Annotated in this window: 20 protein-coding genes and 4 tRNA genes; all 24 read left to right on the top strand. The window is 65.1% G+C overall.

Annotated elements, in window-relative coordinates:
- Window positions 1-401: 401 nt before the first annotated feature.
- The 24 genes from BDK63_RS13905 (at window position 402) to rpsS (ending at window position 22,759) form a co-directional block, all read left to right on the top strand.
- The gene (locus BDK63_RS13905) at window positions 402-1,385 is read left to right on the top strand and encodes a biotin--[acetyl-CoA-carboxylase] ligase (RefSeq protein WP_183332965.1); all 984 of its coding nucleotides are present in this window, start codon (window positions 402-404) and stop codon (window positions 1,383-1,385) included.
- Entirely contained in the window at window positions 1,382-2,221 is an 840-nt protein-coding gene (locus BDK63_RS13900) for a type III pantothenate kinase (protein ID WP_183332963.1), read from the top strand. Before BDK63_RS13905 ends, BDK63_RS13900 begins: the two co-directional genes overlap by 4 nt.
- Before the next feature lie 122 nt (window positions 2,222-2,343).
- Window positions 2,344-2,427, top strand: a tRNA-Tyr gene (locus tag BDK63_RS13895).
- Between the two features lie 49 nt (window positions 2,428-2,476).
- A tRNA-Gly gene (locus BDK63_RS13890) sits at window positions 2,477-2,550 on the top strand.
- A gap of 23 nt (window positions 2,551-2,573) precedes the next feature.
- Window positions 2,574-2,648, top strand: a tRNA-Thr gene (locus BDK63_RS13885).
- A 147-nt stretch (window positions 2,649-2,795) separates the two neighbouring features.
- A tRNA-Trp gene (locus BDK63_RS13880) sits at window positions 2,796-2,871 on the top strand.
- 72 nt (window positions 2,872-2,943) lie between these two features.
- Complete coding sequence (gene secE / locus BDK63_RS13875; RefSeq protein WP_183332961.1) at window positions 2,944-3,312, top strand: preprotein translocase subunit SecE; 369 nt, start codon at window positions 2,944-2,946, stop codon at window positions 3,310-3,312.
- 8 nt (window positions 3,313-3,320) lie between these two features.
- On the top strand, window positions 3,321-3,854 hold the full coding sequence (nusG, locus tag BDK63_RS13870) for a transcription termination/antitermination protein NusG (RefSeq protein WP_183332959.1): 534 nt from the start codon (window positions 3,321-3,323) through the stop codon (window positions 3,852-3,854).
- Between the two features lie 89 nt (window positions 3,855-3,943).
- Entirely contained in the window at window positions 3,944-4,375 is a 432-nt protein-coding gene (rplK, locus tag BDK63_RS13865) for a 50S ribosomal protein L11 (RefSeq protein WP_102626767.1), read from the top strand.
- 2 nt (window positions 4,376-4,377) lie between these two features.
- The gene (rplA, locus tag BDK63_RS13860) at window positions 4,378-5,070 is read left to right on the top strand and encodes a 50S ribosomal protein L1 (RefSeq protein ID WP_183332957.1); all 693 of its coding nucleotides are present in this window, start codon (window positions 4,378-4,380) and stop codon (window positions 5,068-5,070) included.
- Between the two features lie 276 nt (window positions 5,071-5,346).
- Window positions 5,347-5,850, top strand: coding sequence for a 50S ribosomal protein L10 (gene rplJ, locus BDK63_RS13855; protein WP_183332955.1), 504 nt, complete (start codon window positions 5,347-5,349; stop codon window positions 5,848-5,850).
- A gap of 89 nt (window positions 5,851-5,939) precedes the next feature.
- Window positions 5,940-6,311 (top strand): 50S ribosomal protein L7/L12, encoded by a 372-nt coding sequence (gene rplL / locus BDK63_RS13850; protein ID WP_183332953.1) that lies wholly within the window; start codon window positions 5,940-5,942, stop codon window positions 6,309-6,311.
- A 237-nt stretch (window positions 6,312-6,548) separates the two neighbouring features.
- Window positions 6,549-10,628 carry a DNA-directed RNA polymerase subunit beta gene (gene rpoB / locus BDK63_RS13845; protein WP_183332951.1) on the top strand — a complete coding sequence of 1,360 codons (4,080 nt, stop codon included), beginning with the start codon at window positions 6,549-6,551 and terminating at the stop codon, window positions 10,626-10,628.
- An 82-nt stretch (window positions 10,629-10,710) separates the two neighbouring features.
- The gene (gene rpoC / locus BDK63_RS13840; RefSeq protein ID WP_183332949.1) at window positions 10,711-14,931 is read left to right on the top strand and encodes a DNA-directed RNA polymerase subunit beta'; all 4,221 of its coding nucleotides are present in this window, start codon (window positions 10,711-10,713) and stop codon (window positions 14,929-14,931) included.
- A 159-nt stretch (window positions 14,932-15,090) separates the two neighbouring features.
- Entirely contained in the window at window positions 15,091-15,465 is a 375-nt protein-coding gene (rpsL, locus tag BDK63_RS13835; RefSeq protein WP_183332947.1) for a 30S ribosomal protein S12, read from the top strand.
- Between the two features lie 119 nt (window positions 15,466-15,584).
- The gene (gene rpsG, locus BDK63_RS13830) at window positions 15,585-16,055 is read left to right on the top strand and encodes a 30S ribosomal protein S7 (RefSeq protein ID WP_183332945.1); all 471 of its coding nucleotides are present in this window, start codon (window positions 15,585-15,587) and stop codon (window positions 16,053-16,055) included.
- 42 nt (window positions 16,056-16,097) lie between these two features.
- On the top strand, window positions 16,098-18,218 hold the full coding sequence (gene fusA / locus BDK63_RS13825) for an elongation factor G (protein WP_183332942.1): 2,121 nt from the start codon (window positions 16,098-16,100) through the stop codon (window positions 18,216-18,218).
- A gap of 29 nt (window positions 18,219-18,247) precedes the next feature.
- On the top strand, window positions 18,248-19,441 hold the full coding sequence (gene tuf, locus BDK63_RS13820; RefSeq protein WP_183332940.1) for an elongation factor Tu: 1,194 nt from the start codon (window positions 18,248-18,250) through the stop codon (window positions 19,439-19,441).
- A gap of 162 nt (window positions 19,442-19,603) precedes the next feature.
- Entirely contained in the window at window positions 19,604-19,915 is a 312-nt protein-coding gene (rpsJ, locus tag BDK63_RS13815; protein WP_045990862.1) for a 30S ribosomal protein S10, read from the top strand.
- 149 nt (window positions 19,916-20,064) lie between these two features.
- Window positions 20,065-20,703, top strand: a complete 639-nt coding sequence (rplC, locus tag BDK63_RS13810) for a 50S ribosomal protein L3 (protein WP_183332938.1) — start codon at window positions 20,065-20,067, stop codon at window positions 20,701-20,703.
- 14 nt (window positions 20,704-20,717) lie between these two features.
- Window positions 20,718-21,323, top strand: a complete 606-nt coding sequence (gene rplD, locus BDK63_RS13805; RefSeq protein ID WP_183332936.1) for a 50S ribosomal protein L4 — start codon at window positions 20,718-20,720, stop codon at window positions 21,321-21,323.
- Window positions 21,320-21,616 carry a 50S ribosomal protein L23 gene (rplW, locus tag BDK63_RS13800; RefSeq protein ID WP_183332934.1) on the top strand — a complete coding sequence of 99 codons (297 nt, stop codon included), beginning with the start codon at window positions 21,320-21,322 and terminating at the stop codon, window positions 21,614-21,616. Before rplD ends, rplW begins: the two co-directional genes overlap by 4 nt.
- Before the next feature lie 17 nt (window positions 21,617-21,633).
- Window positions 21,634-22,461 (top strand): 50S ribosomal protein L2, encoded by an 828-nt coding sequence (rplB, locus tag BDK63_RS13795; protein ID WP_183332932.1) that lies wholly within the window; start codon window positions 21,634-21,636, stop codon window positions 22,459-22,461.
- A gap of 22 nt (window positions 22,462-22,483) precedes the next feature.
- Window positions 22,484-22,759 carry a 30S ribosomal protein S19 gene (rpsS, locus tag BDK63_RS13790; protein WP_009098993.1) on the top strand — a complete coding sequence of 92 codons (276 nt, stop codon included), beginning with the start codon at window positions 22,484-22,486 and terminating at the stop codon, window positions 22,757-22,759.
- Window positions 22,760-22,772: the final 13 nt, after the last annotated feature.

Here is a 22,772-nt window from a genome sequence, read left to right as displayed (position 1 = left end):
CGCCGATGGTAGTGTGGGGTTTCCCCATGTGAGAGTAGGTCATCGTCAGGCACCTTTTCAGAAACCCCGGCCATTGGTCGGGGTTTCGTCGTTGTGGGGGTCTCCCCATGGAGAGTCCCGGGGTGCCGGCCCCCGGAGCTCGGCGCGATCATCGTCAGGCACCTATTATGAAAAGCCCCGTGTTCGAAAGAGCACGGGGCTTTTTGCGTTGCGGGCGTCGCCGTCGGCACTGGACCCTGCTTTGTTTCCTGTCACCCTGAGAGGCGAGCCTCCCGGGGAGGGTGCCTTAGTGGGGCCGAGCCGGCGGCGGGTGATTTGCAGGCTAGTGACTTTGGTCGGTGACGTTTCCGGGGGCTGCTCCCATCCGCTAGAATGACGGCTTTCCCGCCAGGGGCATGAGCATGACCATCGGAGACCTGATTCGCCTGCTGAGCGATGGCGAATTCCATTCCGGCGAGCAGCTGGGCGAGCGCCTCGGGGTGTCGCGTGCGGCCGTCTGGAAGCAGCTGAGGAAGCTCGAGTCCCTGGGGATCGCCATGGAGGCGGTCAAGGGGCAGGGCTACCGGCTGACCAAGCCGCTTGAACTGCTCGACGGGGCGCGCATCGTAGCCGGCCTGTCGCGGGAGTCCCGTGGTCGCCTGAGCCGGCTCTTCGTCGAGGAGACGCTGCCGTCGAGCAATGCCTTCCTGCGCGAGCGCTTCGAGCAGGGGGCCGGCCACGGCGAGGTTTGCCTGGTGGAGCAGCAGAGTGCCGGGCGTGGGCGCCGCGGCCGGCCCTGGACGACCCCCTGGGGGCGTACGCTGATGCTCTCGCTGGGCTGGCGGGTGGAGTCCGGCGTGGTGGCGCTGGAGGGACTCAGCCTGGCGATTGGCGTGGTGCTGTCGCAGGTGCTGGAACGCCACGGGCTGCATCCGCGGCTCAAGTGGCCCAATGACGTGCTGCTCGAGACCCGGGAGGGAGGCCTCGGCAAGCTCGCCGGCATCCTGGTGGAGGTCAGCGGCGATGCCGCGGGCCCCTGTGAGGTGATCATCGGCACCGGGATCAATTTCGACCTGCCCGACGACTTCCGGGCCGCCCTCGATCAGCCGGCTGCCGCCGTGCATGACCAGGCCCCCGGCGTTTCGCGCAACGCCCTGGCGGTGGAGCTGATCGATGCGCTGCTCGCGCTGATGGCGGACTTCGAGGCGCAGGGCTTCGCCGCCTGGCAGCCGGAGTGGAATGCCCGGCATGCCTTCGCGGGGCGAGAGGTGGATATCCTGCGCGGCAGCGAGCGTGACGCTGCCGTGGCCGAGGGCGTCGATGCGTCCGGCAATCTCCAGGTGCGCCAGGGGGAGCGCCTGATGAGCGTCTCGGGAGGGGAAGTCAGCGTGCGTGCCCGACCATGATACTGGACCTGGACATCGGCAATACCCTGTCGAAGTGGCGGCTCAAGGATGCCGACAGCAGCGAGATCCGCTCCCGGGGGGCGGTCTGGACGCGCGAGGAGTGGCGGCCCGGCTCCGATATTCCCGACCTGGATGTCGTCGAGGCGGTGCGCATCTCCAGCGTGGCGCGCAAGGCCGTCCTCGAGGAGACCGTTTCCCTGCTGCGCCACCGGGTCGGCGTGGTCCACGTGGCGCGCTCGACCCCGGAATCCCTCGGCGTGACCAATGGCTACGAGGAGCCGGAGCGTCTGGGGGTCGACCGCTGGCTGGGTGCCCTGGCCGGCTACCAGCTGGCGGGAGGCTGTTGTGCGGTGGACTGTGGCAGCGCCATCACCATCGATTTCGTGCTGCCGGGGGGGCGCCACCTGGGCGGCTACATCCTGCCCGGCCTGCGGCTGATGAAGGAGAGCCTCAAGCTGGGGACCCGCAACGTGGCGATCGACCCCGACAGCGAGGCCGAGGAGCTGCTGGCCCCGGGGCGGCGCACGGTCGAGGCGGTCAACCATGGCATCTACATGGCGGCGGTCAGCGCCATCAACCGTGTCTATGCGGAGGTCTGCGACAGCGAGGGGGTGGCGTTGCCGCTGCTGCTCACCGGTGGCGATGCCCGGGTGGTCTCGCGTGGCATCCAGGTGCCCCACGCGGTCTGGCCGGACATGGTCTACGGCGGACTCGAGGCCTGCTTCCCGCTCACGGCCGCGGAGCGGGCGGGGCGCATGTCGGGCGCACCCCGGGTTCCCTCGCCGGTCTCGCTGGAAAAGATTCGGGCGGGGCTTGCATTCTCCATGCTGCTTTGACACAATGCGCCGCGTTCCGAAGCGAAGGCGGTGCCGGTTTTCCGCTTCGCATGGCCGTCAAGACAGCTTGCAAAACAGCGACTTGACATCGGGGCGTGAGGTGGTAACATATGCCGCCAGCTGGAGGGGTTCCCGAGTGGCCAAAGGGAGCAGACTGTAAATCTGCCGCGAAAGCTTCGAAGGTTCGAATCCTTCCCCCTCCACCAGATTTATGCCGGCATGCATGCGCTGGATGCAGGCAGCAAGAGTGGGTAGGCGGGCATAGTTCAATGGTAGAACCTCAGCCTTCCAAGCTGATGATGCGGGTTCGATCCCCGCTGCCCGCTCCAGCATCTCAGGATGCAAAGGTTGCGCTCATGTAGCTCAGGGGTAGAGCACACCCTTGGTAAGGGTGAGGTCGACGGTTCAAATCCGTCCATGAGCTCCACATCGAAAAGGCGAGCCCAGGCTCGCCTTTTCTCTTTCTTCACCGCGGCGATGTTGCGGGGGAGGGGTTGCCAGGCGAAGCGGCTTTCGCTATCATGGCGCCCGCTGTGTTCGGGCCGCCTGCAAAGGGCGGTCGACAGGCAGACACAGGCCAGTAGCTCAATTGGCAGAGCAGCGGTCTCCAAAACCGCAGGTTGGGGGTTCGATTCCCTCCTGGCCTGCCAGTCTTCCCCAGGCTGGCGTTATTCCTGAAGATTTCACGTTTCGATTGCCGCGCCCTGAGGAGTCTCGTTTTCATGAAACACAACGCCGAGGTGCAGGAGTCGCGCCACGACGGGCTCAAGTGGGCGGCTGTCGTCACTCTGCTGGTTCTGGCAGTGGTCGGCAATACCTACTTCGCCGAGATCGGGCTGCTCTATCGCGTGATGGGCGTCGTCGCCCTGTGTGCCGTGGCGGGCCTGGTGGCCCTTACCACCACGCGCGGCCGCGAGCTCGCCGAGCTGGCCAGAAACGCGAAGAAAGAGATCCAGCGCGTGGTCTGGCCGACGCGCCCCGAAACCGTGCAGACCACGGCCATCGTCCTGGTGGCCGTGCTGGTGGTCGGTCTGATGCTGTGGCTGATCGACACCCTTCTTGGCTGGGCGATGTCCGGCGTCATTGGTTAGGAGCTCCCATGTCCAAGCGTTGGTACGTCGTGCACGCCTACTCCGGCTTCGAGAAGCACGTCATGCGCTCGCTTGTCGAGCGCGTGAAGATGCACGGCATGGAGGATCGCTTCGGCGAGATCCTGGTGCCCACCGAGGAAGTCGTCGAGGTGCGTGACGGCAAGCGTCGCAAGAGTGAGCGCAAGTTCTATCCCGGCTACGTGCTGGTCGAGATGGAGATGGATGACGAGACCTGGCACCTGGTGAACGAGACCCCGCGCGTCATGGGGTTCATCGGCGGCACCAAGGAGAAGCCGGCTCCCATCACCCAGCGGGAGGCCGACGCCATCCTGCGCCGGGTCAAGGACGGCACCGACAAGCCGCGTCCCAAGACGCTGTTCGAGCCGGGCCAGTCGGTCCGTGTCGTCGACGGCCCGTTCGCCGACTTCAATGGCGTGGTGGAAGAGGTCAACTACGACAAGAGTCGCCTGCAGGTCAGCGTGCTGATCTTCGGCCGGGCGACCCCCGTCGAACTGGAATTCGCGCAGGTCGAGAAGGAGTGATCCTCTCGCCCTGACGTCTGGAAGGCGGCCGCCGAGGTGGCCGCATCACCGGGGAGCCGAAAGGCGCTACTACCCAACTGGAGTGCAACATGGCCAAGAAAGTACAGGCTTACATCAAGCTGCAGGTTGCAGCAGGCAAAGCCAACCCGAGTCCGCCCGTGGGCCCCGCGCTGGGTCAGCACGGCGTCAACATCATGGAGTTCTGCAAGGCCTTCAACGCGGCCACCCAGGACATCGAGCCGGGCCTGCCGACTCCCGTGGTGATCACCGTCTACTCCGATCGCAGCTTCACCTTCGTCACCAAGACCCCGCCCGCCGCGGTCCTGCTGAAGAAGGCCGCTGGCATCAAGTCCGGCTCCGGTGAGCCGAACAAGAAGAAGGTCGGTACCGTGACCCGCGAGCAGCTCGAGGAGATCGCCAAGACCAAGGAGCCGGATCTGACGGCTGCCGATCTCGACGCCGCGGTGCGTACCATTGCCGGTAGTGCCCGCAGCATGGGCCTGAACGTGGAGGGTCTCTGATCATGGCCAAGCTGACCAAGCGTGCAAAGCTGATTCGCGAGAAGGTCGATCCGACCAAGGCCTACTCCCTGGAAGAGGCCGTGGCGCTGCTGTCCGAGCTCTCCACCGTCAAGTTCAAGGAGTCGCTGGACGTCGCCATCAACCTGGGCGTCGATCCGCGTAAATCCGACCAGGTCGTGCGTGGTGCCACCGTCATGCCCAACGGTACCGGCAAGGTCGTGCGTGTCGCCGTGTTCACCCAGGGTGCCAACGCCGACGCCGCCAAGGAAGCCGGTGCCGACATCGTCGGCATGGACGACCTGGCCGAGCAGGTCAAGAAGGGCCAGCTGGACTTCGACGTGGTCATCGCCTCGCCGGACGCCATGCGGGTGGTCGGCCAGCTGGGTCAGATACTCGGCCCGCGCGGCCTGATGCCGAACCCCAAGGTCGGCACCGTGACCCCGGACGTGGCCACCGCCGTCAAGAACGCCAAGGCCGGCCAGGTGCGCTTCCGTACCGACAAGAACGGCATCATCCACACCACCCTTGGCAAGGTCGACTTCGACGCCACTGCCATCCAGGGCAACCTGGAAGCGCTGGTCGCCGACCTGAAGAAGCTCAAGCCGAGCTCCTCCAAGGGCATCTACTTCAAGAAGGTCACCCTGTCCACCACCATGGGCCCGGGCCTGACCATCGATCACTCTGCCCTGGTCTGACCGGGCGGCGATCGAGCGATTTGCAAGAACTTTGCGGTCCCCGTGTCGGGTTTCGACTCGCCGGCGGGGCACCGTCAAAGACCGCAGGTGCCGCCCCTCCTCGCGAAGGGCGGCTTAATCATCCCGCCGGGATGGCCTGCGCAGATGGTGTGGCCGCCAGGTCTCTGGTGAGCACCATCACCCAGGACCTCCGGTCGTCGCCTTCGGGCGGTGCCGGGGGAGATGGTAACCACCGGAACCCTCATCGCGAGGTTCCGGCACGAAGGAGTGATCACTGTGCCACTAGCACTCGAAGGCAAGAAGGCGATTGTTGCCGAGGTCAGTGAAGCGGCCAAGGATGCTCTCTCCGTCGTAGTTGCCGATTCTCGTGGCGTCACGGTCAGCAAGATGACCGACCTGCGCAAGCAGGCCCGCGAGAATGGCGTCCAGCTGCGTGTTGTCCGCAACACCCTGGCGCGCCGCGCCCTCGAAGGCACCCAGTGGGAGTGCCTCAACGAGAGCTTCGTTGGTCCGACTCTGCTGGCCTTCTCCACCGAGCATCCGGGCGCCGCCGCCCGCCTGTTCAAGGAGTTTGCCAAGGACGAGAAGAACTTCGAAGTCAAGGCGCTGGCCTACGAAGGCGAGCTGATCCCGGCTGCGGATATCGACCGTCTGGCCACCCTGCCGACCTACGACGAGGCCATCGCCAAGCTGATGTCCGTCATGAAGGAAGCGTCCGCAGGCAAGCTGGTTCGTACCCTCGCCGCGCTGCGCGACCAGAAGCAGGAAGCGGCCGCCTGAGCGGCGAACTCCTGCGCGCAGCCTGAATCGAATACTGAATCCCGAGTCGTCGGGTCACCGCGACTCCCGCAAAGTTAGGAAACGTGACAATGGCACTGACCAAAGAAGACATCATCAACGCCGTCGCCGACATGTCCGTCATGGAAGTGGTCGAGCTGATCGAAGCGATGGAAGAGAAGTTCGGCGTCTCTGCCGCTGCCGCCGTCGTGGCCGGCCCGGCTGGCGGTGAAGCCGCTGCCGCCGAAGAGCAGACCGAGTTCGACCTGGTGCTGACCAGCGCCGGCGAGAAGAAGGTCAACGTGATCAAGGTTGTCCGCGAGATCACCGGCCTGGGCCTGAAGGAAGCCAAGGGTGCCGTCGACGGCGCACCGGCGACCATCAAGGAAGCCATGTCCAAGGAAGATGCAGAAGCGGCCAAGGCCAAGCTGGAAGAAGCCGGCGCAGGCGTGGAACTCAAGTAAGTCCTTGGGCTCCATGGCTTCACGCGCTGCGTAAGCTTCCACGGCTGGTGGCGGGACACCCGCTGCCGGCCTTTTTCTGTTGTCACTGGCCTCTGCCGACAGGGCAGAATCGCCAGCCGAATTCCGAAGGCGAGCGCCCATGCCAGGCGCTTGCCTTCATCGCCTGACGGAGACGCATCCGTCGGGTGGCGCCGACCACGCATCGGTCACCCATGGTGAACAAGCTGGGGAATACAGATGGCTTACTCATACACTGAGAAAAAACGCATCCGCAAGGATTTCGGCAAACTGCCCCAAGTGATGGATGTGCCCTACCTGCTGGCGATCCAGCTTGATTCCTACTACGAATTTCTCCAGCAGGATCGCTCACCCGAGGAGCGCCTCGAGATCGGCCTGCACGCGGCCTTCAAGTCGGTGTTCCCGATCGCGAGCTTCTCCGGCAATGCCGCCCTCGAGTATGTCAGCTACCGCTTCGGCACCCCGGCCTTCGACGTCAAGGAGTGCCAGCTGCGCGGCGTGACCTACTCGGCCCCGCTGCGTGTCAAGGTCCGCCTGATCATCTACGACAAGGAGTCGTCCAACAAGGCGATCAAGGACATCAAGGAGCAGGAAGTCTACATGGGGGAGATCCCCCTGATGACCGAGAACGGCACCTTCGTGGTCAACGGCACCGAGCGGGTCATCGTTTCCCAGCTTCACCGCTCGCCCGGCGTGTTCTTCGACCATGACAAGGGCAAGAGCCACTCCTCCGGCAAGCTGCTCTATTCCGCCCGCGTGATTCCCTACCGCGGCTCCTGGCTGGACTTCGAGTTCGATCCGAAGGACAGCGTCTTCGTGCGCATCGACCGCCGCCGCAAGCTGCCGGCCAGCGTGCTGCTGCGCGCCCTGGGCATGAGCGCCGAGGAGATCCTCGAGGAGTTCTTCGAGACCAGCACCTTCCATATCGAGAAGTCCGGCTTCGCCGTGGAGCTGGTGCCGTCGCGCCTGCGCGGCGAGACTGCCACCTTCGACATCAAGGATGCCGACGGCAGCGTGATCGTCGAGGAAGGTCGTCGCATCACCCAGAAGCACATCCGCCAGCTGGAGAAGGCCGGCCTCGAGCGCCTCGAGGTGCCGATGGAGTACCTGTTCGGCAAGACCCTGGCCCGTGACCAGGTGGACCCGAACACCGGCGAGCTGATCTGCCCCTGCAACACCGAGATCACCCCGGAGCTGCTGGAGAAGATCGGCCAGGCCGGCATCACCAGCGTCGAGACCCTCTACACCAACGATCTCGACTGCGGCCCCTTCATCTCCGACACCCTGAAGCTGGACACCACCGGGTCCCAGCTCGAGGCGCTGGTCGAGATCTACCGCATGATGCGCCCCGGCGAGCCGCCCACCAAGGAAGCCGCCGAGACGCTGTTCCACAACCTGTTCTTCACCGAGGATCGCTACGATCTCTCCGGTGTCGGCCGCATGAAGTTCAACCGCCGCCTGCGTCGCGACAGCGACACCGGGTCCGGCGTGCTGGATCGTCGCGACATCCTTGACGTGCTCAAGGAGCTGATCCACATCCGCAACGGCTTCGGCGAGGTCGACGACATCGACCACCTGGGCAACCGCCGCATCCGCTGCGTGGGCGAGATGGCCGAGAACCAGTTCCGCGTGGGCCTGGTGCGCGTCGAGCGCGCGGTCAAGGAGCGCCTCTCCATGGCCGAGAGCGAGGGCCTGATGCCCCAGGACCTGATCAACGCCAAGCCCGTCGCCGCGGCGGTCAAGGAGTTCTTCGGTTCCAGCCAGCTCTCCCAGTTCATGGACCAGAACAACCCGCTCTCCGAGGTCACCCACAAGCGCCGCGTCTCCGCGCTCGGCCCGGGCGGCCTGACCCGCGAGCGGGCCGGCTTCGAGGTGCGTGACGTCCACGCCACCCACTACGGCCGCCTGTGTCCGATCGAGACGCCGGAAGGCCCCAACATCGGCCTCATCAACTCCCTGGCCACCTACAGCCACACCAACAGTTACGGCTTCCTCGAGACCCCGTACCGCAAGGTGGTGGATAGCCAGGTGACCGATGATGTCGTGCACCTCTCCGCCATCGAGGAGGGCGACTTCGTGATCGCCCAGGCCTCCGCCACCGTGAACGAGTCCGGCCAGCTGGTCGACGACCTGGTGCAGGTGCGCCACAAGGGCGAAACCACCTTCATGCGTCCCGAGCAGGTGACGCTGATGGACGTCTCCCCGCGTCAGGTGGTCTCCGTGGCGGCGGCGCTGATCCCCTTCCTCGAGCACGATGACACCAACCGCGCCCTGATGGGGGCCAACATGCAGCGCCAGGCGGTGCCCACCCTGCGCGCCGACAAGCCGCTGGTCGGCACCGGCATGGAGCGCTTCGTGGCCCGTGACTCCGGCGTCTGTGCCGTGGCGCGTCGCGGCGGCGTGATTGATTCGGTCGATGCCAAGCGCATCGTGGTGCGCATCAACGAGGACGAGATCATCGGCGGCGAGGCCGGCGTCGATATCTACAACCTCACCAAGTACACGCGCTCCAACCAGAATACCTGCATGAACCAGCGCCCGATCGTGCGCCCCGGTGACCAGGTGGCGCGCGGTGACATCCTGGCCGACGGCCCCTCCATCGACATGGGCGACCTGGCCCTGGGTCAGAACATGCGCATCGCGTTCATGCCCTGGAACGGCTACAACTTCGAGGACTCCATCCTGCTCTCCGAGCGGGCGGTCCAGGAAGACCGTTTCACCACCATCCACATCCAGGAGCTGACCTGCGTCTCCCGCGATACCAAGCTGGGGCCGGAAGAGATCACCTCCGACATCCCCAACGTGGGCGAGTCGGCGCTCTCCAAGCTGGATGAGGCGGGCGTGGTCTACATCGGCGCCGAGGTCGGCCCGGGCGATATCCTGGTGGGCAAGGTCACGCCCAAGGGCGAGACTCAGCTGACCCCGGAAGAGAAGCTGCTGCGGGCGATCTTCGGCGAGAAGGCCTCCGACGTGAAGGACACCTCGCTGCGTGCCCCCACCGGCATGCGCGGCACCGTCATCGACGTGCAGGTGTTCACCCGCGACGGCGTGGAGAAGGACTCCCGGGCGCTCTCCATCGAGCAGATGCAGCTCGACGAGGTGCGCAAGGACCTCCAGGAGACTTACCGCATCGCCGAGGACGCCACCTTCGAGCGCCTCAAGCGCACCCTGACCGGCGAGGCCGTCAACGGCGGTCCCAAGCTGAAGAAGGGCGACGTGCTCTCCGAGAGCTACCTGGAGGAGCTGCCGCGCCAGCAGTGGTTCAAGCTACGCCTGCAGGACGAGGCCCTCAACGAGCTGCTGGCCCAGGCCGACGAGCAGCTCGAGAACCGTCGCCGCGAGATGGACGAGCGGTTCGAGGACAAGAAGCGCAAGCTGACCCAGGGCGACGACCTGGCGCCGGGCGTGCTGAAGATCGTCAAGGTCTACATGGCGGTCAAGCGTCGCCTGCAGCCCGGTGACAAGATGGCCGGCCGCCACGGCAACAAGGGCGTCATCTCCGCGATCATGCCGATCGAGGACATGCCCTTCGACGACAACGGCGAGCCGGTGGACGTGGTCCTCAACCCGCTGGGCGTGCCGTCGCGCATGAACGTGGGCCAGATCCTCGAGACCCACCTGGGCCTCGCGGCCTGGGGCCTGGGCCGCAAGATCGAGCACCTGCTCCGCGATGCCCGCGAGCAGCAGGTCGCCCAGATCCGCGAGTTCCTGGGGCAGGTCTACAACTCCACCCCGGGGACCCGGGTCGAGGAGCTCGAGAGCCTCTCCGACGCGGAGGTGATCGCCCTGGCCAGGAACCTCCAGGCGGGCGTGCCCATGTCCACCCCGGTCTTCGACGGGGCCGACGAGCACGAGATCAAGCATCTGCTGCGCCTGGCCGACCTGCCGGATTCCGGCCAGATGACGCTCTACGATGGCCGTACCGGCGACGCCTTCGATCGCTCGGTCACCGTGGGCTACATGTACATGCTCAAGCTCAACCACCTGGTCGACGACAAGATGCACGCGCGTTCCACCGGCTCCTACTCGCTGGTCACCCAGCAGCCGCTGGGCGGCAAGGCGCAGTTCGGTGGCCAGCGCTTCGGGGAGATGGAGGTCTGGGCCCTGGAGGCCTACGGCGCGGCCTACACGCTCCAGGAGATGCTCACCGTCAAGTCCGACGACGTGGAGGGTCGCACCAAGATGTACAAGAACATCGTGGATGGCGACCACACCATGCAGGCGGGCATGCCGGAATCCTTCAACGTGCTGGTGAAGGAGATCCGCTCGCTGGGCATCGACATCGAGCTCGAGAGCTGAGGCGGCCGACGCTTCACAGAATGACGGTCCGCGGGGGCGCATGCGCCCCCGCCCATGACAACTCCGCAGCGGAGCCGACCCCATGAAAGATTTGGTGAAAGTCCTCAAATCGCAGTCTCAGTCCGAAGAGTTCGATGCGATCAAGATCACGCTGGCATCGCCGGACATGATCCGCTCCTGGTCCTTCGGCGAGGTAAAGAAGCCCGAGACCATCAACTACCGCACCTTCAAGCCGGAGCGCGACGGCCTGTTCTGCGCCAAGATCTTCGGCCCGGTGAAGGACTACGAGTGCCTGTGCGGCAAGTACAAGCGCATGAAGCACCGCGGCATCATCTGCGAGAAGTGCGGCGTCGAGGTGACCAAGGCCGCCGTGCGCCGCGAGCGCATGGGCCACATCGAGCTGGCAAGCCCCGTCGCGCACATCTGGTTCCTGAAGTCGCTGCCGTCGCGCATCGGCATGTTCCTGGACATGACCCTGCGCGACATCGAGCGCGTGCTCTACTTCGAGAGCTTCGTGGTCATCGATCCGGGCATGACCACCCTCGAGCGCGGCCAGCTGCTCAACGACGAGCAGTACTTCGAGGCCCTCGAGGAGTTCGGTGACGACTTCGACGCCCGCATGGGTGCCGAGGCCGTGCAGGCGCTGCTCAAGGACATCGACCTGGGCGAGGAGATCGATCGCCTGCGCGAGGAGATCCCCCAGACCAACTCCGAGACCAAGATCAAGAAGCTCTCCAAGCGGCTCAAGCTGCTCGAGGCCTTCTACAACTCCGGCAACGATCCGGCGTGGATGGTCATGGAGGTGCTGCCGGTGCTGCCGCCGGACCTGCGTCCGCTGGTGCCCCTGGACGGCGGCCGCTTCGCGACCTCCGACCTCAACGATCTCTATCGTCGGGTGATCAACCGCAACAACCGCCTGAAGCGGCTGCTCGACCTCAACGCGCCGGACATCATCGTGCGCAACGAGAAGCGCATGCTGCAGGAGGCGGTGGACGCCCTGCTGGACAACGGCCGCCGCGGCCGGGCCATCACCGGCTCCAACAAGCGCCCGCTGAAGTCCCTGGCCGACATGATCAAGGGCAAGCAGGGCCGCTTCCGCCAGAACCTGCTGGGCAAGCGCGTCGACTACTCCGGGCGTTCCGTCATCACCGTGGGCCCGACCTTGCGGCTGCACCAGTGCGGTCTGCCCAAGAAGATGGCGCTGGAGCTGTTCAAGCCGTTCATCTACTCCAAGCTGCAGGCCAACGGCCAGGCGTCCACCATCAAGGCCGCCAAGAAGATGGTCGAGCGCGAGCTGCCCGAGGTGTGGGACATCCTCGCCGACGTCATCCGCGAGCACCCGGTGCTGCTGAACCGCGCCCCGACCCTGCACCGTCTCGGCATCCAGGCCTTCGAGCCGCTGCTGATCGAGGGCAAGGCGATCCAGCTGCACCCGCTGGTGTGTGCCGCCTACAACGCCGACTTCGACGGTGACCAGATGGCGGTCCACGTGCCGCTGACCCTGGAAGCCCAGCTCGAGGCGCGGGCGCTGATGATGGCCACCAACAACGTGCTGTCGCCGGCCAACGGCGAGCCGATCATCGTGCCCTCCCAGGATGTGGTGCTGGGTCTCTACTACATGACTCGCGAGAAGATCAACGCCAAGGGCGAGGGCATGGTGTTCTCCGGCCTCGACGAGGTGGAGCGCGCCTTCGGCACCCAGAACGTCGAGCTGCACGCCCGCGTCAAGGTGCGCCTGGACGAGGTGGACGTCGACGAGGAGACCGGCGAGCGCAGCGAGCACCGTCGTCTGTACGACACCACCGTGGGGCGTGCGCTGCTGTTCCGCATCCTGCCGGAGGGCGTGCCCTTCGCGCTGATCGACCAGCCGATGAAGAAGAAGGCCATCTCGAAGCTGCTCAACGAGGTGTACCGCCGTGCCGGCCTCAAGCCGACGGTGATCTTCGCCGACCAGCTGATGTATACCGGTTTCCGCCTGGCCACCTGGTCCGGGGCCTCCATCGGCGTCAACGACTTCGTCATCCCGGACGCCAAGGCCGAGATCATCGAGGCCGCCGAGGAGGAGGTGAAGGAGATCGAGGACCAGTTCTCCTCGGGCCTCGTCACCGCCGGCGAGAAGTACAACAAGGTGATCGACATCTGGTCCAAGGCCAACGACAAGGTGGCCAAGGCGATGATGGTCGGCATCTCCAAGGAGACGGTGGTCGACCGCGACGGCAACGAGGTCGAGCAGGACTCCTTCAACAGCGTCTTCATCATGGCCGACTCCGGCGCCCGGGGCAGCGCGGCCCAGATCCGCCAGCTGGCGGGCATGCGCGGCCTGATGGCCAAGCCGGACGGCTCGATCATCGAGACGCCGATCGTCGCCAACTTCCGTGAAGGCCTGAACGTCCTGCAGTACTTCATCTCGACCCACGGCGCGCGGAAGGGCCTGGCGGATACGGCACTCAAGACCGCCAACTCCGGTTACCTGACCCGCCGCCTGGTCGACGTGGCCCAGGACATGGTGATCACCGAGCCCGATTGCGGCACCGAGAACGGCCTGACCCTGCACCCGGTCATCGAGGGCGGCGACATCATCGTCTCCCTGGCCCAGCGCGTGCTGGGTCGCGTGGTGGCCCAGGACGTCATCGACCCGAGCACCGAGGAGGTGCTGATCCCGCGCGGCACCCTGCTCGACGAGAAGTGGTGTGCCGAGCTCGACACCATGGGCGTCGATGAGATCGTGGTGCGCAGCGCCATCGCCTGCGAGACCCACCACGGCGTCTGTTCCGCCTGTTACGGCCGCGATCTGGCGCGTGGCCACCAGGTGAACATCGGCGAGGCGGTGGGCGTCATCGCCGCTCAGTCGATCGGCGAACCGGGCACCCAGCTGACCATGCGGACCTTCCACATCGGTGGTGCCGCCTCGCGGGCCTCCGCGGTGGACAGCGTCCAGGTCAAGCACGGCGGCCGCGTGCGCCTGCACAACATCAAGTTCGTGGAACGCGCCGACGGGAAGCTGGTGGTGGTCTCCCGCTCCAGCGCCCTGGCCGTCGCCGACGAGCACGGCCGCGAGCGCGAGTACTACAAGCTGCCCTACGGCGCCGAGCTGTCGGTGCGTGACGGCGATGCCGTCGATGCCGGCCAGGCCGTGGCCAAGTGGGACCCGCACACCCACCCCATCGTCGCCGAGGGCGAGGGTACCGTGCAGTACGCCGACATGGACGAGGGCCTGACCATCCACCGCAGCGTGGACGAGATGACCGGCCTCTCCTCCATCGAGGTGATCGAGGCGGCGGCGCGGCCGATGGCCGGCCGCGACAAGCGCCCGATGATCCTGCTCAACGACGAGGCCGGCCAGCCGGTGACCGTCAGCGGCTCGGATGCCCCGGTCCAGTACCTGCTGCCCGGCAAGTCGATTGTCACCGCCGACAACGGCTCGAAGATCGGCGTCGGCGAGGTGGTGGCCCGCATCCCGGTGGAGGCGTCCGGCAACAAGGACATCACCGGCGGTCTGCCGCGAGTCGCCGACCTGTTCGAGGCGCGCAAGCCCAAGGAGCCGTCGATCCTCGCCGAGATCAGCGGCGTGATCAGCTTCGGCAAGGAGACCAAGGGCAAGCGTCGCCTGACCATCACCCCCGAGGGCGGCGGCGATCCCTTCGAGATGCTGATCCCGAAGTGGCGCCAGATCGCGGTCTTCGAGGGCGAGAGCGTCGAGAAGGGCGAGGTGATCTCCGACGGTCCCAGCAACCCGCACGACATCCTGCGGCTGCTGGGCGTGGCCGAGCTGGCCAAGTACATCACCGCCGAGATCCAGGAGGTCTACCGCCTCCAGGGCGTGGGCATCAACGACAAGCACATCGAGGTGATCGTGCGTCAGATGCTGCGCAAGGTGGAGATCACCGACAGCGGTGACTCCGACTTCATCCCCGGCGACCAGGTCGAGCTGGTGCGGGTGCTGGAGCAGAACGCCCGCCTCGAGAAGGAGGAGAAGTTCCCGGCCAAGTACCAGCGCGTACTGCTGGGGATCACCAAGGCCAGCCTGGCCACCGAGTCGTTCATCTCCGCGGCCTCCTTCCAGGAGACCACGCGGGTGCTGACTGAGGCGGCGGTGACCGGCAAGCGCGACTACCTGCGCGGCCTGAAGGAGAACGTGGTGGTGGGGCGCCTGATCCCGGCAGGCACCGGCCTGACCCACCACGCGGAGCGTCGCCGCAAGCGTGAAGACGCCGAGCGGAGGCTCCACCCGTCGGCCTTCGATGTCGAGCAGGAGCTGGGTGCCCAGCTCACCGCGCTGGACTCGGACGACGACGAGATCTGATGTCACCGGCCACGGGCCCGGCACCCCGTCCGAGAGGTGGGTGCCGGGCTTGACGGCCGGGCGCATCAGCCATTAGAATGCGCAGCCTTTAACAGTGGGGCGGGTGCGCCCGCACCCGCTGGAAAAGGCAAGGCAACCCATTGGAGTCAGCTACACACCATGGCAACGATCAATCAGCTCGTGCGCAAGCCGCGCAAGCGCCCCGTCAGCAAGAGCGACGTGCCGGCGCTGCAGGCCTGCCCGCAGAAGCGCGGCGTCTGCACCCGCGTCTACACCACCACCCCGAAGAAGCCGAACTCCGCACTGCGCAAGGTGTGCCGTGTTCGTCTGACCAACGGCTACGAGGTCTCCTCGTACATCGGTGGTGAAGGCCACAACCTGCAGGAGCACTCCGTGGTCCTGATCCGCGGCGGCCGTGTCAAGGACCTTCCCGGTGTGCGCTATCACACCGTGCGTGGCGCCCTGGACACCTCCGGCGTGCAGAACCGCAAGCAGGGCCGTTCCAAGTACGGCACCAAGCGTCCGAAGGTCTGACCCCTCCCGGGCAGGCAGTCACAGAATTCATGGCATCGGTCTGATAAGAGTAAGGTCGAGCGCGCCTCGCGGCGAACGTCTCGGGTTTACCTGAAGGACCCTTAGACAGAGGGCTTATCATGCCTAGAAGAAGAGTTGCGGCCAAGCGCGAGATCCTTCCGGATCCCAAGTTCGGAAGTGAGCGTCTGGCGAAGTTCATGAACCACCTGATGGTCAGCGGCAAGAAGTCCACAGCTGAGCGTATCGTCTACGGTGCGCTGGACAGGGTTGCCGAGCGCAGTAATGAAGAGCCGCTGGAGATCTTCGATCGGGCGCTGGAAACCATCCAGCCGATGGTCGAGGTGAAGTCCCGCCGCGTCGGCGGCGCGACCTATCAGGTGCCGGTGGAAGTGCGTCCGTCGCGCCGCCAGGCGCTGGCCATGCGCTGGCTGGTGGATGCCGCCCGTCGTCGTGGCGAGAAGACCATGGTGCAGCGCCTGGCCGGCGAGATGCTGGACGCCGCCGAGGGCAAGGGCTCCGCGGTCAAGAAGCGTGAAGACGTGCACCGCATGGCGGAAGCCAACAAGGCGTTCTCGCACTATCGCTTCTAAGCGCGCCTCCACACGCATCGCCAACCAACGGGGAGTTCCACCGTGGCTCGCAAGACTCCACTAAACCGCTATCGCAACATCGGGATCGTCGCCCACGTCGATGCCGGCAAGACCACCACGACCGAGCGCGTGCTGTTCTACACAGGCCTCTCCCACAAGGTGGGTGAGGTGCACGACGGTGCCGCTACCATGGACTGGATGGAGCAGGAGCAGGAGCGTGGCATCACCATCACCTCTGCTGCTACTACCTGTTTCTGGCAGGGGATGAACAAGCAGTTCGATGAGCACCGCATCAACATCATCGACACCCCCGGGCACGTGGACTTCACCATCGAGGTGGAACGCTCCCTGCGTGTTCTCGACGGGGCCGTGGTGGTGCTGTGTGGCTCGTCCGGCGTTCAGCCCCAGACCGAGACCGTCTGGCGCCAGGCCAACAAGTACGAAGTGCCGCGCATGGTGTTCGTCAACAAGATGGACCGCACCGGCGCCGACTTCTTCATGGTGGTCGAGCAGCTGAAGGATCGCCTGGGCGCCAACGCCGTGCCGATCCAGATCAACTGGGGCACTGAGGAAGACTTCAAGGGCGTCATCGATCTGCTGCAGATGAAGGCCATCCTGTGGGATGAGGATAGCCTGGGCATGAACTATGACCTCGTCGACATTCCGGCCGAGCTCCAGGAGACCGCCGAGAAGTATCGCGAGGAGATGGTCGAGGCTGCCGCCGAGGCGTCCGAAGAGCTGATGGACAAGTACCTCGAAGGCGGGGAGCTGTCCATCGAGGAGATCAAGGCCGGCCTGCGTCGCCGCACCCTGGCCAACGAGATCGTGCTGGTCACCTGCGGCTCGGCGTTCAAGAACAAGGGCGTGCAGGCGGTGCTGGACGGCGTCATCGAGTACATGCCGTCCCCCACCGAGGTCAAGGCCATCGAGGGCGAGCTGGACGACAAGGACGGCACCATCGCCACCCGCGAGGCGGACGACAGTGCGCCCTTCGCCGCGCTGGCGTTCAAGATCGCCACCGACCCCTTCGTCGGCACCCTGACCTTCATCCGCGTCTACTCGGGCGTGCTGAACTCCGGCGACAGCGTCTTCAACTCGGTCAAGAGCAAGAAGGAGCGCGTCGGCCGTATCGTCCAGATGCACGCCAACTCCCGCGAGGAGATCAAGGAAGTGCGTGCCGGCGACATCGCCGCCTGCATCGGCATGAAGGACGTCACCACCGGTGACACCCTGTGCGACCTGAACGACAAGATCGTGCTGGAGCGCATGGAGTTCCCGGACCCGGTGATCTCCGTGGCCGTGGAGCCCAAGTCCAAGGCCGACCAGGAGAAGATGGGCGTGGCCCTCGGCAAGCTGGCCCAGGAGGATCCCTCCTTCCAGGTCCGCACCGACGAGGAGACCGGCCAGACCATCATCTCCGGCATGGGTGAGCTTCACCTGGACATCATCGTCGACCGCATGCGTCGCGAGTTCAAGGTCGAGGCCAACATCGGCAAGCCGCAGGTGGCCTACCGCGAGACCATCCGCGGCACGGTCGAGCAGGAAGGCAAGTTCGTGCGCCAGTCCGGCGGTCGCGGCCAGTACGGCCACGTCTGGCTGCGCATCGAGCCGCTGACCGCAGCGGACAAGGGCGAAGATGAAGACATGCACTTCAAATTCGCTTCCGAGATCGTCGGTGGCGTGGTTCCCAAGGAATACGTGCCGGCCGTCGAGAAGGGGGCCTACGAGCAGCTCCAGAACGGTGTCATCGCGGGCTATCCGATGATCGACGTCAAGGTTACGCTGTACGATGGTTCCTACCACGACGTGGACTCCAACGAGACCGCGTTCAAGGTCGCCTCTTCCATGGCCGTCAAGGAGGGCGCCAAGAAGGCCAAGGCCGTGCTCCTGGAGCCGGTGATGAAGGTCGAGGTCGTCACCCCCGAGGACTTCATGGGTGACGTCATGGGCGACCTGAACCGCCGCCGTGGCCTGGTATCAGGCATGGATGACTCCTCAATGGGCAAGATCATCCGTGCTCGGGTTCCGTTGGCTGAGATGTTCGGTTACGCGACCGATCTGCGTTCTCAGACCCAGGGCCGCGCAAGCTACGTCATGGAGTTTGCGGATTACGAAGAGGCGCCGTCCAGCGTCGTTGAAGCCGTCATCAACCAAAACGGGTAACCGTTAGCTAACGTAAAGAGGTTATAGCAGTGGCTAAGGAAAAATTTGAGCGTTCCAAACCGCACGTCAACGTCGGCACCATCGGTCACGTCGACCACGGCAAGACCACTCTGACTGCGGCCCTGACCCGCGTCTCTGCCGAGGTGTTCGGCGGCGACTGGCGCGAGTTCGACACCATCGACAACGCCCCGGAAGAGCGTGAGCGCGGTATCACCATCGCCACCTCTCACGTCGAGTACCAGTCCGAGGAGCGTCACTACGCCCACGTCGACTGCCCGGGACACGCCGACTACGTCAAGAACATGATCACCGGTGCGGCCCAGATGGACGGCGCCATCCTGGTGGTGTCCGCCGCCGACGGCCCCATGCCGCAGACCCGCGAGCACATCCTGCTGTCTCGCCAGGTCGGCGTGCCGTACATCGTCGTGTTCCTGAACAAGGCCGACATGGTCGATGACGAGGAGCTGCTCGAGCTGGTCGAGATGGAAGTGCGCGAACTCCTCAGCGAGTACGACTTCCCGGGCGACGACACCCCGATCATCACCGGTTCCGCCCTGATGGCCCTGGAAGGCAAGGACGACAACGGCATGGGCACCACCGCCGTTGCCAACCTGATCAAGGCTCTGGACGACTACATCCCGGAGCCGGAGCGCGCCATCGACCAGCCGTTCCTGATGCCGATCGAGGACGTGTTCTCCATCTCCGGCCGCGGCACCGTGGTCACCGGCCGTATCGAGCGCGGTATCGTCAAGGCGGGTGAGGAAGTCGAGATCGTCGGCATCCGTGACACCACCAAGACCACCGTCACCGGTGTCGAGATGTTCCGCAAGCTGCTCGACGAGGGTCGTGCCGGTGAGAACGTCGGCGCCCTGCTGCGTGGCACCAAGCGTGACGACGTCGAGCGTGGCCAGGTCCTGGCCAAGCCGGGCACCATCACCCCGCACACCAAGTTCGAGGCCGAGGTGTACGTGCTGTCCAAGGAAGAGGGTGGTCGTCACACTCCCTTCTTCAAGGGCTACCGTCCGCAGTTCTACTTCCGTACCACCGACATCACCGGTACCTGTGAGCTGCCGGAAGGCGTCGAGATGGTCATGCCGGGCGACAACGTCAAGATGGTTGTCAGCCTGATCGCCCCGATCGCCATGGACGAAGGCCTGCGCTTCGCCATCCGTGAAGGCGGCCGCACCGTCGGCGCCGGCGTCGTGGCCAAGATCGTCGAGTAAGCGAAAGCTGATCGAATGATCGAAGGGGGCTCCGCGAGGAGCCCCCTTTCTGCGCACCCGCAGGAGTGTTTGACACTGGCCTGCGGCGTGCCTATAATGCGCATCCTTTGAATGCGTGGGTAGACGGCTCGCGCCGTCGAGATCCATTGGAGTTAAGGGCAAATGCAGAACCAGAAGATTCGCATTCGGTTGAAGGCCTTCGACCATCGCCTGATCGATCAGTCCGCCGCGGAGATTGTTGAAACCGCCAAGCGTACCGGCGCCCAGGTTCGTGGTCCGATTCCTCTGCCGACCAATCGCGAGCGCTATACCGTGCTGGTGTCACCGCACGTCAACAAGGACGCGCGCGATCAGTACGAGATTCGCACCCACAAGCGTGTGCTCGACATCGTCGAACCCACGGAAAAGACCGTTGATGCCCTGATGAAGCTCGACCTCGCCGCCGGCGTGGACGTGCAGATCAAGCTCGACTGATTCCACACTAGACACTCGCGGCCCAGCGCTCGGCACTTCGCCCGGGCAGCAGCCGCCGCGCCGTGAGGCGCCACACAACGTGCTAGTGGAATGCTCTGGAAAGGGCAGCCATAGCGGGTGACAGCCCCGTACACTAAAGGAGACTGAGAATGACTATCGGTTTGGTCGGTAGGAAGGCCGGGATGACCCGCGTCTTCACCGAGGATGGCGCTTCCGTGCCCGTGACCGTGATCGAGGTTGAGCCCAACCGCGTGACTCGCGTGAAGTCCGTCGAGAGCGACGGCTACGCCGCGGTTCAGGTGACAACCGGCTCCCGCAAGGCCAAGCACCTGTCGAAAGCCCAGGCCGGGCAGTTCGCCAAGGCAGGTATCGAGGCCGGTCGTTCGCTGATGGAGTTCCGCCTGGCAGAAGGCGACGAGGCTCCGGAAGTGGGCGGCGAACTCACCGTATCCCTCTTCGAAGCTGGTCAGATGATCGACGTGACCGGCACCTCCAAGGGCAAGGGCTTCCAGGGCGCCGTCAAGCGCTGGAACTTCCGCACCCAGGACAACAGCCACGGCAACTCCCTGTCGCACCGCGCGCCGGGTTCCATCGGCATGTGCCAGACCCCGGGACGCGTGTTCAAGGGCAAGAAGATGGCCGGCCAGATGGGCAACGTCCGTTGCACCGTCCAGAGCCTCGAAGTCGTGCGTGTCGACGCCGAACGCAACCTGCTGCTGGTCAAGGGCGCCGTGCCCGGTGCCACCGGCAGTGACGTCGTCGTGCGCAGCGCCGTGAAAGCTGGCTGAAGGGGATAGAGACCATGAATCTGAATCTTGCAGCCGGTGCCGGCACTGTCGAAGTGTCCGACGCCACCTTTGGCAAGGAATTCAACGAAGCGCTCGTGCACCAGGTCGTCACCGCCTATCTGGCCGGTGGTCGCCAGGGCACCCGCGCCCAGAAGAACCGTTCCGACGTGCGTGGCGGCGGCAAGAAGCCGTGGCGCCAGAAGGGCACCGGTCGTGCCCGCGCCGGTACCATCCGCTCCCCGCTGTGGCGCAGCGGCGGCGTGACCTTTGCGGCTCGTCCCCAGGACTACACCCAGAAGGTCAACCGCAAGATGTACCGTGCGGCGATGCGTTCCATTCTCTCCGAGCTGGTTCGCCAGGAGCGCCTGGTGGCCGTCAACGAGATTACCGTCGAGGCTCCCAAGACCAAGGAGCTGGTTGCCAAGCTCAGCGAGCTGGGTCTGGAGAAGGTGCTGATCGTCACCGAGGAAGTCGACGAGAAGCTCTACCTGGCCGCCCGCAACATCCCCAACGTGGATGTGGTGGACGTGGCCGCCGCCGACCCGGTGAGCCTGGTGGCCTTCGACAAGGTGCTGGTCACCGTCTCCGCCCTGCGCAAATTCGAGGAGAAGCTGGCATGAACCAGGAACGTGTATTCAAGGTTCTGCTTGGTCCGCACGTGACCGAGAAGGCCGCCATGGCTGCCGAACGCAACCAGTACGTGTTCAAGGTGGCCGGCGACGCGACCAAGCCCGAGATCAAGAAGGCCGTCGAGGCCCTGTTTGGCAAGAAGGTCGATCGCGTTCAGACGCTGAACGTCAAGGGCAAGACCAAGCGCACCGCGCAGGGTCTGGGTCACCGCAAGGGTTATCGCAAGGCCTACGTCACACTGGCCGCCGGCGAGACTCTTGAAGACTTCTCTGGCGCCGAATAAGGGCAGGAGTACGGACAATGGCAATCGTCAAGACCAAACCCACATCCGCCGGTCGTCGCCACCTTGTCAAGGTCGTGAACGACGAGCTGCACAAGGGCAAGCCCTACGCGGCCCTGCTCGAGAAGCAGTCGCGCAGCGGTGGACGTAACAACAACGGTCGCATCACCACCCGCCACGTGGGCGGTGGTCACCGTCAGCACTACCGGCTGATCGACTTCAAGCGCACCAAGGATGGCGTTCCGGCCATCGTCGAGCGCCTGGAGTACGACCCGAACCGTAGCGCTCATATCGCGCTGCTGAAGTACCTGGACGGCGAGCGTCGCTACATCATCGCGCCCAAGGGCGTGAGCGCAGGCGACCGTCTCGAGTCCGGCGTGAACGCGGCCATCAAGAAGGGCAACGCCCTTCCGCTGCGTAACATCCCGCTGGGTTCCACCGTGCACTGCATCGAGCTCAAGCCCGGCAAGGGCGCCCAGATCGCTCGCAGCGCCGGCACCAGCGCCCAGCTGGTCGCCCGTGAAGGCAACTACGCCACCCTGCGTCTGCGCTCCGGCGAGATGCGCAAGGTGCTGGCCGAGTGCCGTGCGACCCTGGGGGAAGTGAGCAACTCCGAGCACAGCCTGCGTCAGCTTGGCAAGGCCGGTGCGAAGCGCTGGAGAGGTGTGCGTCCGACCGTTCGCGGCGTGGCCATGAACCCGGTGGATCACCCGCACGGTGGCGGTGAAGGCCGTACCAGCGGTGGTCGTCACCCGGTCTCCCCGTGGGGCATCCCCACCAAGGGCCACAAGACCCGCAAGAACAAGCGCACCGACAAGCTGATCGTTCGTCGCCGCAAGGCCAAGTAACACACTTTAAGAGGTAACGGCTGTGCCACGTTCACTGAAGAAAGGTCCCTTTATTGACCTTCATCTGCTGAAGAAGGTTGAGGCTGCAGTGGAGAAGAACGACCGCAAACCGATCAAGACCTGGTCGCGTCGTTCCATGATCCTGCCCAACATGGTCGGGCTCACCATTGCAGTCCATAACGGTCGCCAGCACGTCCCGGTGCATGTCTCCGAGGAAATGGTTGGCCACAAGCTGGGCGAATTCGCTGCTACCCGCACCTATCGCGGTCATGCGGCGGACAAGAAAGCCAAACGGTAAGCCAGAGAGGATT

It is taken from the genome of Halomonas campaniensis (assembly GCF_014193375.1).
GTDB lineage: Bacteria > Pseudomonadota > Gammaproteobacteria > Pseudomonadales > Halomonadaceae > Halomonas > Halomonas campaniensis.
The sequence above is the reverse complement of the archived record's forward strand: the minus strand, read 5'-3'. Positions and strand labels throughout refer to the sequence as shown.

Coding starts and splice junctions, on each gene's coding strand:
- BDK63_RS13905 (WP_183332965.1), top strand. CDS start 402: ATGACCATCGGAGACCTGATTCGCCTGCTGAGCGATGGCGAATTCCAT.
- BDK63_RS13900 (WP_183332963.1), top strand. CDS start 1,382: ATGATACTGGACCTGGACATCGGCAATACCCTGTCGAAGTGGCGGCTC.
- secE (WP_183332961.1), top strand. CDS start 2,944: ATGAAACACAACGCCGAGGTGCAGGAGTCGCGCCACGACGGGCTCAAG.
- nusG (WP_183332959.1), top strand. CDS start 3,321: ATGTCCAAGCGTTGGTACGTCGTGCACGCCTACTCCGGCTTCGAGAAG.
- rplK (WP_102626767.1), top strand. CDS start 3,944: ATGGCCAAGAAAGTACAGGCTTACATCAAGCTGCAGGTTGCAGCAGGC.
- rplA (WP_183332957.1), top strand. CDS start 4,378: ATGGCCAAGCTGACCAAGCGTGCAAAGCTGATTCGCGAGAAGGTCGAT.
- rplL (WP_183332953.1), top strand. CDS start 5,940: ATGGCACTGACCAAAGAAGACATCATCAACGCCGTCGCCGACATGTCC.
- rpoB (WP_183332951.1), top strand. CDS start 6,549: ATGGCTTACTCATACACTGAGAAAAAACGCATCCGCAAGGATTTCGGC.
- rpoC (WP_183332949.1), top strand. CDS start 10,711: ATGAAAGATTTGGTGAAAGTCCTCAAATCGCAGTCTCAGTCCGAAGAG.
- rpsL (WP_183332947.1), top strand. CDS start 15,091: ATGGCAACGATCAATCAGCTCGTGCGCAAGCCGCGCAAGCGCCCCGTC.
- rpsG (WP_183332945.1), top strand. CDS start 15,585: ATGCCTAGAAGAAGAGTTGCGGCCAAGCGCGAGATCCTTCCGGATCCC.
- rpsJ (WP_045990862.1), top strand. CDS start 19,604: ATGCAGAACCAGAAGATTCGCATTCGGTTGAAGGCCTTCGACCATCGC.
- rplC (WP_183332938.1), top strand. CDS start 20,065: ATGACTATCGGTTTGGTCGGTAGGAAGGCCGGGATGACCCGCGTCTTC.
- rplD (WP_183332936.1), top strand. CDS start 20,718: ATGAATCTGAATCTTGCAGCCGGTGCCGGCACTGTCGAAGTGTCCGAC.
- rplW (WP_183332934.1), top strand. CDS start 21,320: ATGAACCAGGAACGTGTATTCAAGGTTCTGCTTGGTCCGCACGTGACC.
- rplB (WP_183332932.1), top strand. CDS start 21,634: ATGGCAATCGTCAAGACCAAACCCACATCCGCCGGTCGTCGCCACCTT.